Below are 14,907 nucleotides of genomic sequence, written 5' to 3'. Positions count from 1 at the left end.
CGCGGTCGCCTAGGGCAGCGCCTGTTGCAGGTACGACTCGATGACGTAGCTGAAGGGCTGCTGCTGGCGATCGCGCAGCAGCGCGCGCACTTCCAGGACCACACCGTCGTCGCCTTCGCCACGCGGTGGCCAGAACGTCTGGTCGGCCAGGGTCTGGCGCTGGAAGCCGAGCGGGCCGACCACGCGGCCAAAGGGTTCGTCGGTGCTGTCCAGCACCTGGTTCATGGCCGGGCTGAGATGGCCAGGCAGGTACCAGTTGTCGGCCTCGGAGAGGACGCGGCTGCCACAGACCAGCTGTACGCGGCGGTAGCGCAGCGCGGTGCCAGGCTGCGTCGCACCCAGCGCCTGCAGCACATCGGCGGGGGCAGGCTTGTCCTGGCCGTGCACACGCACCGCGCGCACCCGCGCCTGTTCGGCCAGGCCGTGTTCGGCGCACCAGTGTTCCAGGGTGGCCGTGGCGCTCTGCCCGGACAGCACGCGCTGGTGCAACCGCTCGACCAGAGCAGCCGATGCGATGCGCTGTTGGCCCGGCGGCGCCTGCAGCGGCGCGGTGGCGGCCGCATCGGTGGCGGACAGGCTGGCCATCGGGGCAGCAGCGAGCAGGGACGCGGCCTGCCAGCGGCGGAGGCGATCGTGGCGGTCGGACGGGCCCATGCGGCATCACAGCGGAAACAGGTGCCTATGGTACCCGTTCAGGCGTGTGCACGGCGTGGCTGCGACCGGTTGTCGCAGGGTAATCATCGTTCTGGTGAATGCGTGCCATCCAGATATTTCGTTGGCCGATGGCAGCGCGGGCGCTCAGGATGGCGTCATGACTTGGCTTTCCGGGAGTTTCCGATGACGCTTCAGTTCGTCCATGGCGGTGTAGACCGCCACGGCGCGCCACTGCATTTCCATATCCGTGACGGCCGCATCAGTGGCCTCAATGGCGAGGCCTCGCCGGCCGACGGGGCGGAATGCGTCGACCTGCAGGGCTTCGCGGTCCTGCCCGGGCTGGTCGACGGCCACATCCATCTGGACAAGAGTTTTGTCGGCGACCGCTGGCACCCGCACCAGCCGGTGAACAGCCTGCGTGAGCGGCTGGCGGTGGAGAAGGCCGCGGTAGCGGGTGCCGCGCCGATGGTGGACCGTGCCGAGGCATTGATCCGCCAGTGCAGCAGCTTCGGCACGGTGGCCATGCGCTGCCACGTCGACATCGACGGCAGCACGGGCCTGCGTCATCTCGAGGCGGTACGCGAGGCCTCGCTCCGCTGTGCCGGCCTCATGCGCATCCAGCTGGTAGCGTTCCCGCAGGCCGGGGTGATGTCCTGTCCGGGTACCGCCGCCGTGCTTGAGCAGGCCCTTGCAGCGGGCGTGGAGGTGCTGGGAGGCATCGACCCGACCACGCTGGATGGCGATGCCGAAGGCCAACTGGCACTGCTGTTCGGCCTGGCCGAGCGCTATGGCGTGCGCCTGGACATCCACCTGCACGAGCCCGGCGAAACCGGACTGGCCCAGTTGCTGCGCATTGCCGCGCGGACCCGGGCCGCTGGCCTGCAGGGGCGGGTGGCGGTCAGTCATGCCTACTCGCTGGGCGAAGTGCCGCTGGCGCGCGCGGTGCAGGTGGGCGAGGCGCTGGCGACGGCGGGCGTAGCGATCATGAGCAACGCGCCGGGGGATCATCCGTTCCCGCCGCTGCGTGCGCTGCATGATGCCGGCGTGCGCGTGTTCGCTGGCAATGACAACATCCGTGACTGCTGGTGGCCGTACGGCAACGGCGATCTGCTGCAGCGGGCGATGCTGCTGGGCTACCGCTCGGGCTTCTACACCGATGCCGACCTGATGCTGGCGCTGGACATGGTCACCACCCACGCCGCGCAGGTGATCGGGCTGCCGCAGCACGGCATTGCCGAAGGCCTGCCGGCCACCTTCGTGGCGGTGCGCGCCGATCACGGTCCGGCGGCCGTGGCCGCAGTGCCGGTGGAGCGACGCGTGGTGGTGGACGGCCGCTGGCTGTAGATCCAGGCCGCGCCAACCTCTGTAGCACCGAGCCATGCCCGGCGGCTTTCAGGCGTAATCGTCGGCGCGGGTAGCGACGAATTCTTCCAGCCACGCCAGCAGATGGGCGATGTCGATGACCTCGCCCTGCTCCACGCGCTTGAGCAGCAGGGTGCTGGCGCCGATATGCAGGCTGCTGTCGGCATAGCGCAGCACCGCATCGATGCCCCAGGCATCGGTGACCTGCATCCAGGCCAGGCCCGGCACGCGCTGGGCCAGAATGTCACCGAACGCCACGCCCAGCGCTTCCCAGCCGCCGCAGTCGTCACGATCGATCAGTTCGGCATCGACCACGCGCTGCAATGTGCTGGCGGCCAGCGGCCATTGCACCGGCAACGTCGGGAAGCTGGCGGCCACGCGTGAGGCGATCCGTGCACGCTGGTGCTGCAGGTGCGTCTGCAGCGCCGCAGGCAGCGGATCGAAGCGGGTAGGGATTTCATCGGACATGGCAGGGCGCCGTGGGGCACGGAAACAACCGGCACTGTACGAGGCGATGATGTCTGCCGTGCGGCCGGATTGATCAGATATCGATGATCAATGCGCGAACTCTGGTTGCTTCCGCAGGTGCAGCATCAGGGTCCGTATACGTCATTCTGCGCGGCTCAATCGTCCTCTCATGGGCTCAGCTGGACTTGCGCGCTTGCTGGATGACGAACTCCTCGAGAGTTTCAAGCAGATGGTTGATCTCGATGGTCTCGCCTTCCTCGACGCGTTTGATCAACAGGGTGCCGGCGCTGACCATGATATTGGCGTCTCCATAGCGGAGAACCGCATCGACGCCCCAGGCATCCGTTACTTGGGTCCAGGCAAGTTCCGGTACACGCTGTGCCAGACAGTCACCGAATGCGACCCCCAGTGCTTCCCAGCCGTCACAATCATCGTGATCGATCAGCACTGCATCGACTACGCGTTGCAGCGTGCTCGGCAGCAGCGGCCATTGAACAGGCACGGCGGGGAACGCAGATGCGACAAGGGCAGCAACCTGTGCACGCTGCTGCTGCATGTGCGCGATAAGTGCAGGTGGCAGCGGATCGAACCGCATGTCGGCTTCATCCTTCGGAGCAGGGGTCAAAGTAACCTGGTACGTGCTGGTCATAGGCGGGGTAATCCGGAGAAGGGCGTTCACCACCCTATCGCCCAGACCTTGGGTACGCCATCAGTGGGCCTTTTGCGACAAGCGTGTAATTGCGGGCACACCAGCGCCCTTTTCGATGCCGGATGCTCGTTTCCATCCACGCATGGCGTGGATCTACCGTGGTCAATCCGGTTCGCGCTGCACCTGCCGCCACAGCTCGCTGGCCAGTGCGCGCACGGCATCATCGGCGTCCGCGCGATGCAGCAGGCCGATCTCGTAGTTGTCGATCACCGGCAGCCCGCGCTCGCCATCGATGATGCGGTGCTCGCGCGTGACCGCGCGGCGCGGCAGCAGGCTGACGCCGATGCCATCAGCCACCGCGCCCTGGATGCCACTCAGCGACGAACTGGTGAAGGCAATGCGCCAGCGCAGGCCCAGCGCTTCCACGGCGTGGATCATCTCGTCGCGGTACAGCCCTCGCGGCGGGAAGGTGACCAGCGGCAGCGGGTCCTGCTGCAGGCAGCTGCTGCGCAGGCTGTCGATCCAGTGCATCGGCTCGTGCCGGCAATGCACCGCCTGGCGGCTGTTGCGGCGTTGCTTGACCAGCACCAGGTCCAGCTCGCCGTGGTCGAAGCCCTGGGCCAGGTCACGGCTCAGGCCGCTGCTGATCTCCAGCTTCACCTGCGGGTGGCGGCGGCTGAAGGCGGCCAGCATGCGGGTGGTCTGCGGGTTGACGAAGTCTTCGGGTACGCCGATGCGGACCGCAGTTTCCACCGTCGCGCCGGCCAGCGCCTGTGCCATTTCCTCGTTCAGGTCGAGCATGCGCCGCGCATAGCCGAGCAGGGTGTGGCCGGCGTCGGTGGGGTGTACATCGCGGTGGCCGCGCTCGAGCAGGCGATGCCCGGCCAGTTCCTCCAGCCGCCGTACCTTCTGGCTGACCGTGGACTGCGTCGAATGCAGGCGCGTGGCCGCCGTGGTGAAGCTGCCGCAGTCGGCCACCATCACCAGCGCCCGCAGCAGGTCCAGTTCGAACAGGGTTCTATTCGATTTGGCACTGTCTTGCATTTGAACATTTCACTTCTGGATACCCAGGCCGACTTCTACCATGCGGGGCAGGGGCCGGCAATGCGCGGCCCCTGCGACCATCGCCCTGCGGCGATGGAGAAAAGGAGACACCGTGATGCGCTTCCATTGCCCTGCTGGCTGGCCTGCACCGTTCACGCGCGTGCTGTTGTTGTGTCTGCTGGCCATGGTCACCCCTGCCTGCACTGCCACCTCCAGAGCCGACGCAGACGCGCGCCTGCGTGATGCCGCCAGCCGCGGCGACGCCGATGCGGTGCGACAGGCGATCGAGGATGGCGCCACGCTGGAGGCGCACGATGGCCAGGGCCGCACGGCGCTGCTGCTGGCCACGCAGGGCAACAACGTGGATGCCGCGCGCGAACTGATCGAGGCCGGGGCGGACGTCAATGCCAAGGATGCGCTGCAGGACAGTGCCTACCTGTATGCCGGCGCGCGCGGCCTGGATGAGATCCTGGCGATGACCCTGGCGCACGGCGCCGATCTGCGCAGCACCAATCGCTATGGGGGCACTGCGTTGATTCCGGCCGCCGAGCGCGGCCACGTCAGCACCGTGCGCATGCTGCTGCGTGCAGGTGTGGCGGTGGACCACGTCAACCGCCTGCACTGGACCGCGCTGCTGGAAGCGATCCTGCTTGGCGACGGTGGTGAACGCCATGTGCAGATCGTGCAGCTGCTGCTGGAGGCCGGTGCCGACCCGGAGCTGGCCGATGGCGATGGCGTAACGCCACTGGCGCACGCGCGCCAGCGTGGCTATGCCGGCATTGAAACCCTGCTGCGCCAGCACGGCGCGGCGCGCTGAACCGCTACTCCTTCCACCCGCACGCTGGCCGTGCCTACCAGGATGCTGTCCATCATGTTCCGTTCCCGCCCGTTGTCCCTTGCCATCCTTCTTGCGGTGGCGCCGCTGTCGGTATCTGCTGCCGAGCGCGCCGACCTGCTGATCCGCAATGCCATCGTGGTCGACGTCGAGCACGCCAGCACGCGGGCCGGGCAGAGCGTGGTGATCCGCGGCGAGGACATCGTCGCGGTGGGCCCGGACGCGCAGCTGCGCAGCCAGTGGAGCGCGGCCCGCCAGATCGATGCCAAGGGCAAATACCTGATCCCGGGGCTGTGGGACATGCACGTGCACTTCGGTGGTGGCCCGGCGCTGATCGAAGAGAACAAGGCACTGTTGCCGCTGTACATCGCGCACGGCATCACCACCGTGCGTGACTGCTCCGGCGACCTGCCCGAGCAGGTGCTGCAGTGGCGTGGCGAGATCGCCAGGGGCACGCTGTTCGGCCCGCGCCTGCTCAGCTCGGGCGCGAAGATCGAAGGCATCAAGCCGGTCTGGAAGGGCACGATCGAAGTGGGCAGCGAGGCCGACGTCGACAAGGCGATCACCCGCCTGCAGCACGACAGGGTCGACTTCGTGAAGATCACCGACAGCACGCTGAAGCCGGATCTGTTCCTGTATTCGGCCAGCGCAGCGCGCAAGGCCGGCTTCAAGGCCTCGGGCCACATTCCGATGGCGCTGACGGTGGAGCAGGCGGTCGATGCCGGCCTGGCCTCGATCGAGCACCTGGACTATGCATTCAAGGCCGGCAGCAAGGAAGAAGCGCAGATCGCCGCCGACTTCGGCGCCGGCCGCATCGACCGCGCGGAAGCCAATCGCCGCCTCGACGCCAGCTTCGACCGTGACACTGCGATGCACGCTTACCGTGATTTCGCCAAGCGCGGCGTATTCGTGACCCCGACCCTCAACGGTGGCCGTATCCTCGATTTCCTGGACCAGGATGACCACGCCAACGATCCGTACCTGGCCTACATCGGCCCGGGCCTGCGCGCGACCTACCAGTGGCGCGTGGACCGCGCGGCGAAGGCGACGCCGGCACAGATCGAGGCGCGCCACGCGCAGTACCACCAGGTGGCTGCCGTGCTGCCGTTGCTGCAGGAGGCGGGCGTGACGATCATTGCCGGCACCGATGCGGGCTTCCTCAACTCGTTCAACTTCCCGGGCATCGCCCTGCACCAGGAACTGCAGCTGTTCGTGAAGGAGGGCCTGAGCGCGCCGCAGGCGCTGTCGGCCGCAACCCGTTCCGGCCCGGCCTGGTTTGGCCAGATGGACCGTTACGGTGATGTCGCGCGGGGCAAGGCCGCCGACCTGGTGCTGCTGACCGCCAACCCACTGCAGGACATCGCCGCCACCGAGAAGATCGACAGCGTGATCCTGCGCGGCAACGTGTATGACCGCGCCGCGCTGGACAAGATGCTGGCCGACACCAAGGCCAAGGTCGCGGCGTGGAATGCCGAGGCTGCGAAAGCTGACTGATTGCGGGGTTGGACGGAATCCACGCATGGCGTGGATCTACCCGTACCCTCAGTAGATCCACGCCATGCGTGGATGATGGGGCCGGTGACCTAGCGCGGTGCCGGCCGCATGCCGTGCAACTGCGGCAGTGCGGCCTTCATCGCATCGATGAAGGCGCGCAGCCGTGGCGGCTGCTGGCGCGCGGCAGGAAACACGACGTGTACCGGCAGTGCCGGTGCCTGCCAGTCCGGCAGCAGCTGCACCAGCCGCCCTTGTGCGAGGTCGTCGGCCACCAGCCAGGCCGAGACCACCGCTGCGCCCAGCCCGGCGCGCGCAGCCTGCTGTACCACGAACAGGTTATCGCTGAGCAGGCGCGGGCTGATTGACAGCGTATGCGCCCGGCCCTGCGCATCATGCAGCAGCAGGCGTTCGCGGTAGTAGGTGACCAGCGAGATCCACGGCAGTGACTGTGCCTGTTCCGGCGTACTGACCGCCGTGGCGTCCACCAGCGAGGGCGCTGCCACGACGATGCGCGGCACTTCTGCGAGCGGCAGTGCAACCATGCGCGGTTCGTCGACAGGGCCCACCCGCACCGCGCAGTCGATGCCTTCTGCGATGAAATCCGGGCGACGATCTTCAAGGATCCACTCCAGGCTCAGCTGCGGGTGCTGGGCGAGGAATGCGAGCATGGTCGGCAGCAGCTGCGCCTGGCCAAAGGCGTGCGGCACCATCACCCGCAGGCGTCCGCGCAGCGTTTCCGGTTCGCCGTTCAGCTCGGCCTGCAGCGACTCCCATTCGTCGACCACGCGCTGCGCATGACGCTGGCAGCGCAGGCCGTCCTCGGTCAGTTGCAGGCCATGGGTGGAGCGCTGCAGCAGGCGCAGGCCGAGCTGCCGCTCCAGTGCCTGCAGGCGTCGGCTGACCGTCGGCTGGGTGGTGCCCAGCTGCAGGGCCGCAGCAGACAGGCTGCCGGCATCGACGATGCGCAGGAAGGTGCGCAGCAGATCCAGGCGATCAGCGCCGGTGGCGAGGTCATTCATGCGTGTGGCGTATGAAATATATGTGCCAGAGCCTACTACAGACGTTTGGCGAATACAGGCAGGATACGCCCACTTCCTCTACGGGGCTCCCCCATGTCTACCCCCTCGCTGTCTGTTGCGGCCGCACCGGCGACCGTGCCTTCCGCCCCATTGGTGCTGGCAATGGCGGCCGGTGCCGGCTTCTCGGTCGCGTCGCTGTATTACAGCCAGCCCATGCTGGGCCTGATCGCCCAGGACCTTGGCGCCGGTGAGCGCGCCGCCGGCCTGGTGCCAACCTTGACCCAGCTCGGCTACGCACTGGGTATCCTGCTGCTGGCACCGCTGGGCGATCGCTTCGACCGCCGCCGTCTGATCCTGTTGAAGTCCGCGCTGCTGGCGCTGGCACTGGGCGCCGCCGCGATGGCCGGGCACCTGCCGGGCCTGCTGATGGCCAGCCTGCTGGTCGGGCTGATGGCAACGCTGGCGCAGGACATCGTTCCCGCCGCTGCGGTGCTGGCACCGGATGCGCAGCGCGGCCAGATCGTCGGCCGGGTGATGACCGGCCTGCTGCTCGGCATCCTGTTGTCGCGGGTGGTCAGTGGCGTGGTGGCTGAAGCGTGGGGCTGGCGCACGCAGTTCGTGCTGGCGGCGGTATCCGTGGCGGCGATGGGCGCGGTGATGGCGCGTGCACTGCCGCGTATCGCGCCGACCAGCACGCTGCGCTATCCGGCGTTGCTGGGTTCGTTGCTGGCGTTGTGGCGCGAGCAGCCGCAGCTGCGCCGTGCGGTGGCCAGCCAGTCGCTGCTGGCCGTGGGATTCAGCGCGTTCTGGTCGACCCTGGCGCTGATGCTGCATGCACGTCTGGGCCTCGGCAGTGCGGCGGCGGGTGCGTTCGGTATCGCCGGTGCGGCCGGTGCATTGGCCGCGCCGTTTGCCGGCCGTTTCGCTGATCGACTGGGGTGCCATGCGGTGGCACGGCTGGCGATTGCGGTGGCGCTGCTGGGCTTCGGCCTGCTGCTGGCCGAAGCCTGGTTGCCGGCCGCCGCGCTGTTGCCGTTGCTGGTGGTGAGTGCGCTGCTGTTCGACTTCGGCTTCCAGTCGGCGCTGGTGGCGCACCAGACCCTGGTCTACGGGCTGGTGCCGCCGGCACGCAGCCGGCTCAATGCGCTGTTGTTCACCGGCATGTTCATCGGCATGGCCGCCGGTGGTGCGCTGGGCAGCCTGGCGCTGGCGCAGTGGGGGTGGCACGGCGTGGCCTGGCTGGCGGTGGTGTGTGCGGGGGGCAGCCTGGCACTGCGTTTGAAGTAGGGGGTTGTTCGGCAGGGCTTGCAGCCCTGCACCTGCTGGAGGCAACAGCAACAGCAACAGCAACAGCAACAGCGGGGTTCCTGTAGGGAGGCGGGGTGGGTCCGGTTGCGGGGGACGCCGTGAATCCCCAGTCCGGCCCAGCCGCTGGCGGCTGGGCGTTCGGGCGCTTGCGAAGCAATGCTTCGCAAGCGAAGCGCCCTCACCCATGGGGGCTTGGCCGCGGCAACCATGCCGCGGACACCCCCGCGAACCCACCCCGCCCGACCTCTGACAGTTTCCGTGTGCGTCCGCCACGGAAAATCAAAAGAAAATCAAAGTCAAAAGCGGATCGCTTCGCTCGCATCCACGCGTGGCGTGGATGTGTGTCGACCAAGGTCGACACCTACCCAAGCAATGGTGCGCCGTGATCTGTCAGAGGCGGGGCGGTGTCGGGCGGCGGGGTATCCGCGGCATGGATGCCGCGGCTAAGCCTACACGGACGTACTTGCGGCGTCCCCGCCGCCCGACACCGCCTCGCCACGCTTCAGTACACCAACCGCCGCTGTTGCTGTTGCCGTTGCTCTAGCCTTTCAGCGGGTCCCGGGCCGCAGGCCCGGGCAACAAACCCCTACCGGTCGTCGTGCAGGGTGCCACCCGGCAGGAACACCCAGGTACGGGTGACCTGCAGTATGTCGATCTCGTCCTCGGTCTTTGGCAACGGCGGGAACGGCTGGGCCAGCTGCACCACCCGCAGCGCCGCTTCATCCAGCAGCGGCGTCCCGCTTGAACGCAGGATGCGGCTGCTCTCCACGCTGCCATCGCGGCGCACGCCCACGCTGATCACCACCTGGCCGCCGAGCCGGCGCTGCCGGGCCTCGTCCGGGTAGTTCAGGTTGCCGACGCGCTCGGCGCGGTCGACCCAGGCGCGCAGGTAATTGGCGTAGGCATATTCGCGCGTGCTGGCCGACACGAACTTGCGGTTCGGGCGCTTGGCGTACTGCGCCGAGCGCAGATGCACCTCGGCCGCCAGCCGCGCCATCTCGGCATCACGCTGCTCGCGCGCACTCAGCGGCGCATCCGGCTCAGGCTGTTCCGGCGTTGGACGGGACTGCGCCTGCGCCACGGTGTCCTCCCCATTGCGGCTGCTGACCACCCGTGCCTGCGGCGGCGGAACCGGCGCGGCCGATTGCTGTTGCTGGGGAACCGGGCTGAGTCCGGATTGCGCCTGCGGCACGATGCCGGCCTGGTTGTCGCGCGGACGCTGTGCGCGGTCGTGCTCGCCACCGCCTTCCTGGTTGGCGGCGGCAAGGAAATCAGCCTGCTTTGGCGTCAGTGCGGTGCGCGTCTGGCTGAAGATCACTTCCAGCGTCGGCACCAGCGGAGCATCGCCTTTCACGGCGAAGCCCACGCCCAGGATCAGCAGGGCGTGGACCAGCACCGACAGTGCGATGGTGGCCCCCAGCCGTTGCGCTTCGCGTGGCGGCGGGGGCAGAACGGCAGGTGCGGACGGCATCAGCGCAGGCCGGCCTCGAGCGCGTCGAACAGGGTGCCGGCAATGTTCAGGCCGTACTGCGCGTCGAGCTCGCGCACGCAGGTCGGGCTGGTCACGTTGACCTCGGTCAGGTAATCGCCGATCACGTCCAGGCCGACGAAGCGCATGCCACGACGCTTCATCTCCGGGCCGACCTGGCCGGCGATCCAGCGGTCACGCTCGCTCAACGGGCGCCCTTCGCCACGGCCCCCGGCCGCCAGGTTGCCGCGGAACTCGTCACCCTGGGGAATGCGCGCCAGGCAGTAATCGACCGGTTCGCCGTCGACCAGCAGGATGCGCTTGTCGCCGGCGCTGATGTCGGGAATGAACTTCTGGGCCAGCGCCAGCTTGCGGCCGCCGTCGGTCAGTGTCTCCAGGATCACGTTCAGGTTCGGATCGCCCTGGCCGCTGCGGAAAATCGAGCGGCCGCCCATGCCGTCCAGCGGCTTCAGCACGGCCTGGCCGTGTTCGAGGGCGAAGGCCTTCAGCGCCTTGGCATCGCGGCTGACCAGGGTCGGCGGGCAGCACTGCGGGAACAGCAGGGCAGCCAGCTTCTCGTTGTAGTCGCGCAGGCCCTGCGGGTTGTTGACCACGCAGGCACCGGCAGCGGCGGCCACGTCCAGCACCTGGGTGTCGTAGATGTACTCGGCGTCGACCGGCGGGTCCTTGCGCATCAGCACGATCTGGCCGGGTCCGAACTCGGTACGGCTGAACTCACCCAGCTCATACCAGCCGGCCGGGTCGTCGCGCACCTGCAGCGGCGCGGTCTGGGCCACCGCCACGCCACCTTCCAGGGCCAGTCCGCCCGGCCGCACGTAGTGCAGGGCATGGCCGCGGCGCTGGGCTTCCAGCAGCATGGCGAAGGTGGTGTCCTTGGCGATCTTGATGTGGGCGATGGGGTCCATCACCACGATGACGTTCAACGGCATGGTCGCACCTGTCAGGCAAGGCGTTGATGGTAGCGGCAACGCCGGTCGCGCGCCTCCCTGCCATACTGCAACGCAGCGTCCGCCCGGCGGTCGCGCACTCATTGCGAAACCCGTCACGTTCAGGAGGGGGCCATGCCCCGCGCCGTGGGGCGGCCTTGAAGCGGGCGCGGAAAGTGCGATATAGATACGCTTTCGCAGCGGCCCCCGCCAGAGATCGGGCCGTGCGCTTGGGGATAGGCAATGACTGAAAACACGACTGCGGGCGGGGAACTCGCAGGACTCCGGGTGATGGTCATCGATGATTCGAAGACCATCCGCAGGACTGCGGAAACGCTGCTCAAGCGCGAAGGCTGCGAGGTGGTCACCGCCACCGACGGCTTCGAAGCGCTTGCCAAGATCGCAGACCAGCAACCGCAGATCATCTTCGTCGACATCATGATGCCGCGCCTGGACGGGTACCAGACCTGCGCGCTGATCAAGGGCAACCAGCTGTTCAAGGCGACCCCGGTCATCATGCTGTCGTCCAAGGATGGCCTGTTCGACAAGGCGCGGGGACGCATCGTCGGCTCGGAGCAGTACCTGACGAAGCCTTTTACGCGTGAAGAACTGCTGGGTGCCATCCGCACATACGTCAACGCCTGACCAGGGGGGAAAGGCACAATGGCTCGTATCGTCCTGATCGAGGATTCACCGACCGACCGCGCGGTGTTCACCCAGTGGCTGCGCCGTGCCGGCCACGAAGTGCTGGAAGCGGACAACGCCGAGGATGGCCTGCAGCTGGTCCGCGACCAGGTGCCGCAGCTGGTGCTGATGGACGTGGTCCTGCCCGGCATGAGCGGTTTCCAGGCGACCCGTGCGATGGCCCGTGATGCGGCGATCAAGCACATCCCGGTGATCATCGTCAGCACCAAGGCGATGGAAACCGACAAGGCCTGGGGCCTGCGCCAGGGCGCCGCCGATTACATCGTCAAGCCGCCGCGCGAGGATGAACTGATCGCGCGGATCAACGAACTGGTGGCCTGATGCGCTCGCCCTTCGACATCCTTGAAGCCTATGAACGGCGCAGCCTGGCCCATGCGGTGCAGCTGCCCGGGAAGCAGTTTGCCCAGGACCTGTGGCGTGGCGTGGGTTTCCGCGTCGGCCAGCGCCGGCTGGTGTCCGATTTCCGCGAAGTGGTGGAAATCGTACCGATGCCACCGGTGACCCCGGTGCCCTGTGCGCAGCCCTGGCTGCTGGGCGTGGGCAACCTGCGCGGCAACCTGTTCCCGGTGGTCGACCTGAAGTACTTCCTGGAAGGCACGCGCACCGTGCAGCAGGAAGGCCAGCGCGTGCTGATCATGCGCCAGGCCGGCGGCGACGTCGCACTGACCATCGATGAACTGTTCGGCCAGCGCAGCTTCGAGCTGGACCAGCAGATCGAAGCGGGCACGTTGGCCGAAGGCCGCTACGGGCATTTCGTCGATCGTGCTTTCCATGCCGACGGCCACGACTGGGGCGTGTTCTCGCTCTCGCTGCTGTCGCGCACCCCTGAATTCCGGCAAGCCGCGGCCTGAGGCCGGGCATCGCCCCCTGCATTGAAGATCGAGGTTGAACGATGAGTACTGCTTCGGACGCCACCAAGACCGGCAAGCTGCGGCTGGGCGGCAGCAACCTCTGGCTGTTCCTGCTGCTGGTATCGATGATCCTGTTCGGCGTCAACACCGGCGTCGCCACCTGGCAGGGCAGCCGCCTTGCCGACGCCGGCTCCAAGGCCGCCGACCTGCAGGTGCTGTCGCAGCAGCTGGCCAACCAGGGACGTGACGCGGTCGGCGGCAACGCCCAGGCCTTCACCGCCTTCAAGGCCACCCGCAACGCGATCGAGCAGAACGTGTCGACCCTGCAGGGACGCTACGGCAAGGAGCCGGGCGTAGCCGGTGCCATCGCCACCCTCGGCGAGACCTGGGCGCCGCTGGGCAAGCAGGCCGGGCAGCTGGTGGCCAGCGAACCGGCCGTGCTGGCGCTGGCCGGCAACGCGAACAACTTCACCGGCGCAGTGCCGGGCCTGCAGGCCCAGCTGAACGAGCTGGTGCGTGCGATGTCCGCTTCCGGCGCGCCGTCGTCGCAGGTGTACAGCGCGCTGCAGCAGGTCGTGGTGGCCGGTTCGATGGCCCGCCGCGTGACCGAAATGCGTGCCGGCGGCAGCGCCGCGGCGACCTCCGGCGATGCGCTGGCACGTGACATCACCGTGTTCTCGCAGGTGCTCGACGGCCTGCGCAACGGCAACGAGGAACTGGGCATCACCGCCGTGCGCGGTGCCGCCGCCGTGGCCGCGCTGGAACAGTCGCAGCAGAAGTGGGAAGCGATGAAGCAGGACGCCGACGCGATCCTGGCCAGCTCGCGCCAGCTGTTTGCGGCGCAGTCCGCTGCCACCGCGCTGGGCCAGGGTTCGGCCCACATGCTGGATGACAGCCGCAAGTTGTTCGATGCGTTCTCCTCGTTCGGCTCGGTATCCGACACCCGCCTGTTCCCGAACTTCTGGATCGGCGTGGTGTCCGGTGCGCTGTCGCTGATCGCGATCATCGGCTTCGTCTCCACCAACGTGCGCAGCCGCTCGCGCGAGCAGGAACTGCGCTACCAGACCCAGGTGGAATTCAACAGCCGCAACCAGCAGGCGATCATGCGGCTGCTGGACGAAATCTCCTCGCTCGGCGAGGGCGACCTGACGGTGAAGGCCTCGGTGACCGAGGACATGACCGGCGCGATCGCCGACGCGATCAACTACGCGGTGGACGAGCTGCGCCACCTGGTGACCACCATCAACGACACCTCGGCCAAGGTCGCGATGTCCACCCAGGAAACCCAGGCCACCGCCATGCAGCTGGCAGAGGCCGCGGGGCACCAGGCCAACCAGATCACCTCGGCTTCGGACCGCATCGGGGAGATCGCGGCGAGCATCGAGCAGGTGTCGCGCAACTCGGCCGAGTCGGCCGACGTGGCACAGCGCTCGGTGGTGATCGCTGCCGAAGGTGCCGGCGTGGTGCGCGAGACCATCCAGGGCATGGACCAGATCCGTGACCAGATCCAGGAAACCTCCAAGCGCATCAAGCGCCTGGGCGAGTCGTCGCAGGAAATCGGCTCGATCGTGGAACTGATCAACGACATTTCCGAGCAGACCAACATCCTGGCGTTGAACGCGGCGGTGCAGGCGGCGTCGGCCGGTGAAGCGGGCCGCGGTTTCGCGGTCGTGGCCGACGAAGTGCAGCGCCTGGCAGAACGCACCTCGGGTGCGACCCGACGCATCGAAAACCTGGTCCAGGCCATTCAGGCCGACACCAATGAAGCGGTCACCTCGATGGAGCAGACCACGGCCGAAGTGGTGTCTGGTGCGCGCCTGGCCGAGGACGCCGGTACCGCGCTGACCGAGATCGAACGCGTGTCAAACGCGCTGAACACCCTCATCAAGAACATCTCCATCGCCGCCCAGCAGCAGTCGGCCGCCGCCTCGGACATCACCCGCACCATGGGCGTGATCCGGCAGATCACCGGGCAGACCTCGCAGGGTGCCGGACAGACCGCCGAGTCGATCGGCCACCTCGCGCAGCTGGCGGCGGACCTGCGCCGTTCGGTTGCCGACTTCAAGCTGCCGGCGTGACACGGGCAGGGCGGCGAGCAAGGAA

Annotated in this window: 15 protein-coding genes; 8 read left to right on the top strand and 7 right to left on the bottom strand. The window is 67.8% G+C overall.

From position 1 onward, the window contains the following. Window positions 1-9: 9 nt before the first annotated feature. Entirely contained in the window at window positions 10-654 is a 645-nt protein-coding gene (locus tag PEM_RS12930; RefSeq protein WP_111128798.1) for a hypothetical protein, read from the bottom strand. A 183-nt stretch (window positions 655-837) separates the two neighbouring features. Between PEM_RS12930 and PEM_RS12925 the strand changes: the two genes are divergently transcribed. Further along, on the top strand, window positions 838-1,998 hold the full coding sequence (locus PEM_RS12925; RefSeq protein ID WP_111128796.1) for an amidohydrolase family protein: 1,161 nt from the start codon (window positions 838-840) through the stop codon (window positions 1,996-1,998). Window positions 1,999-2,046: 48 nt separating this feature from the next. On the opposite strand, the gene PEM_RS12920 is transcribed toward PEM_RS12925, so the two are convergent. The 3 genes from PEM_RS12920 to PEM_RS12910 form a co-directional block, all read right to left on the bottom strand. Next, a complete protein-coding gene (locus tag PEM_RS12920) occupies window positions 2,047-2,484 on the bottom strand; it encodes a DUF3806 domain-containing protein (RefSeq protein WP_111128794.1) in 438 nt (145 codons plus the stop codon). Window positions 2,485-2,659: 175 nt separating this feature from the next. Next, window positions 2,660-3,133: a DUF3806 domain-containing protein gene (locus PEM_RS12915; protein WP_111128793.1), complete on the bottom strand. Its 474-nt coding sequence runs from the start codon at window positions 3,131-3,133 to the stop codon at window positions 2,660-2,662. Between the two features lie 162 nt (window positions 3,134-3,295). Beyond that, window positions 3,296-4,177 (bottom strand): LysR substrate-binding domain-containing protein, encoded by an 882-nt coding sequence (locus PEM_RS12910; protein WP_005417024.1) that lies wholly within the window; start codon window positions 4,175-4,177, stop codon window positions 3,296-3,298. A gap of 115 nt (window positions 4,178-4,292) precedes the next feature. Here PEM_RS12910 and PEM_RS12905 point away from each other — a divergent pair, with 115 nt between their 5' ends. Next, the gene (locus PEM_RS12905) at window positions 4,293-4,994 is read left to right on the top strand and encodes an ankyrin repeat domain-containing protein (protein WP_065185738.1); all 702 of its coding nucleotides are present in this window, start codon (window positions 4,293-4,295) and stop codon (window positions 4,992-4,994) included. A 54-nt stretch (window positions 4,995-5,048) separates the two neighbouring features. Then, window positions 5,049-6,506 carry an amidohydrolase family protein gene (locus PEM_RS12900; protein WP_111128836.1) on the top strand — a complete coding sequence of 486 codons (1,458 nt, stop codon included), beginning with the start codon at window positions 5,049-5,051 and terminating at the stop codon, window positions 6,504-6,506. A gap of 89 nt (window positions 6,507-6,595) precedes the next feature. Here the strand turns inward: PEM_RS12900 and PEM_RS12895 are convergent, their stop codons facing one another. Continuing rightward, window positions 6,596-7,525, bottom strand: coding sequence for a LysR family transcriptional regulator (locus tag PEM_RS12895; protein WP_005417015.1), 930 nt, complete (start codon window positions 7,523-7,525; stop codon window positions 6,596-6,598). A gap of 93 nt (window positions 7,526-7,618) precedes the next feature. Here PEM_RS12895 and PEM_RS12890 point away from each other — a divergent pair, with 93 nt between their 5' ends. After that, complete coding sequence (locus PEM_RS12890; protein WP_111128791.1) at window positions 7,619-8,812, top strand: MFS transporter; 1,194 nt, start codon at window positions 7,619-7,621, stop codon at window positions 8,810-8,812. A 607-nt stretch (window positions 8,813-9,419) separates the two neighbouring features. Here PEM_RS12890 and PEM_RS12885 read toward each other — a convergent pair. After that, on the bottom strand, window positions 9,420-10,304 hold the full coding sequence (locus tag PEM_RS12885; protein WP_065178182.1) for an energy transducer TonB: 885 nt from the start codon (window positions 10,302-10,304) through the stop codon (window positions 9,420-9,422). Next, entirely contained in the window at window positions 10,304-11,251 is a 948-nt protein-coding gene (gene gshB, locus PEM_RS12880; RefSeq protein ID WP_065196658.1) for a glutathione synthase, read from the bottom strand. The genes PEM_RS12885 and gshB overlap by 1 nt, the downstream gene beginning before the upstream one ends. A 240-nt stretch (window positions 11,252-11,491) precedes the next feature. On the opposite strand from gshB, the gene pilG reads away from it, so the two are divergent. Genes pilG through PEM_RS12860 form a run of 4 tightly spaced genes read left to right on the top strand, consistent with a single transcriptional unit; the run spans window position 11,492 to window position 14,882 of the window. Next, entirely contained in the window at window positions 11,492-11,893 is a 402-nt protein-coding gene (gene pilG, locus PEM_RS12875; protein WP_005418455.1) for a twitching motility response regulator PilG, read from the top strand. Between the two features lie 18 nt (window positions 11,894-11,911). Next, the gene (locus PEM_RS12870; RefSeq protein WP_005410717.1) at window positions 11,912-12,274 is read left to right on the top strand and encodes a response regulator; all 363 of its coding nucleotides are present in this window, start codon (window positions 11,912-11,914) and stop codon (window positions 12,272-12,274) included. Further along, window positions 12,274-12,804: a chemotaxis protein CheW gene (locus PEM_RS12865; protein WP_005418454.1), complete on the top strand. Its 531-nt coding sequence runs from the start codon at window positions 12,274-12,276 to the stop codon at window positions 12,802-12,804. The genes PEM_RS12870 and PEM_RS12865 overlap by 1 nt, the downstream gene beginning before the upstream one ends. A 41-nt stretch (window positions 12,805-12,845) precedes the next feature. Then, window positions 12,846-14,882: a methyl-accepting chemotaxis protein gene (locus PEM_RS12860; protein ID WP_111129460.1), complete on the top strand. Its 2,037-nt coding sequence runs from the start codon at window positions 12,846-12,848 to the stop codon at window positions 14,880-14,882. Window positions 14,883-14,907 lie beyond the last annotated feature (25 nt).

The sequence above is a fragment of the Stenotrophomonas sp. Pemsol genome (assembly GCF_003586545.1).
GTDB lineage: Bacteria > Pseudomonadota > Gammaproteobacteria > Xanthomonadales > Xanthomonadaceae > Stenotrophomonas > Stenotrophomonas sepilia.
Note: the sequence above shows the minus strand (reverse complement) of the source record. Positions and strands in the feature narration are given on the sequence as shown.

Coding starts and splice junctions, on each gene's coding strand:
- PEM_RS12895 (WP_005417015.1), bottom strand. CDS start 7,525: ATGAATGACCTCGCCACCGGCGCTGATCGCCTGGATCTGCTGCGCACC.
- PEM_RS12865 (WP_005418454.1), top strand. CDS start 12,274: ATGCGCTCGCCCTTCGACATCCTTGAAGCCTATGAACGGCGCAGCCTG.
- PEM_RS12860 (WP_111129460.1), top strand. CDS start 12,846: ATGAGTACTGCTTCGGACGCCACCAAGACCGGCAAGCTGCGGCTGGGC.
- PEM_RS12890 (WP_111128791.1), top strand. CDS start 7,619: ATGTCTACCCCCTCGCTGTCTGTTGCGGCCGCACCGGCGACCGTGCCT.
- PEM_RS12930 (WP_111128798.1), bottom strand. CDS start 654: ATGGGCCCGTCCGACCGCCACGATCGCCTCCGCCGCTGGCAGGCCGCG.
- PEM_RS12905 (WP_065185738.1), top strand. CDS start 4,293: ATGCGCTTCCATTGCCCTGCTGGCTGGCCTGCACCGTTCACGCGCGTG.
- PEM_RS12900 (WP_111128836.1), top strand. CDS start 5,049: ATGTTCCGTTCCCGCCCGTTGTCCCTTGCCATCCTTCTTGCGGTGGCG.
- PEM_RS12915 (WP_111128793.1), bottom strand. CDS start 3,133: ATGACCAGCACGTACCAGGTTACTTTGACCCCTGCTCCGAAGGATGAA.
- PEM_RS12925 (WP_111128796.1), top strand. CDS start 838: ATGACGCTTCAGTTCGTCCATGGCGGTGTAGACCGCCACGGCGCGCCA.
- PEM_RS12885 (WP_065178182.1), bottom strand. CDS start 10,304: ATGCCGTCCGCACCTGCCGTTCTGCCCCCGCCGCCACGCGAAGCGCAA.
- gshB (WP_065196658.1), bottom strand. CDS start 11,251: ATGCCGTTGAACGTCATCGTGGTGATGGACCCCATCGCCCACATCAAG.
- PEM_RS12920 (WP_111128794.1), bottom strand. CDS start 2,484: ATGTCCGATGAAATCCCTACCCGCTTCGATCCGCTGCCTGCGGCGCTG.
- PEM_RS12910 (WP_005417024.1), bottom strand. CDS start 4,177: ATGCAAGACAGTGCCAAATCGAATAGAACCCTGTTCGAACTGGACCTG.
- pilG (WP_005418455.1), top strand. CDS start 11,492: ATGACTGAAAACACGACTGCGGGCGGGGAACTCGCAGGACTCCGGGTG.
- PEM_RS12870 (WP_005410717.1), top strand. CDS start 11,912: ATGGCTCGTATCGTCCTGATCGAGGATTCACCGACCGACCGCGCGGTG.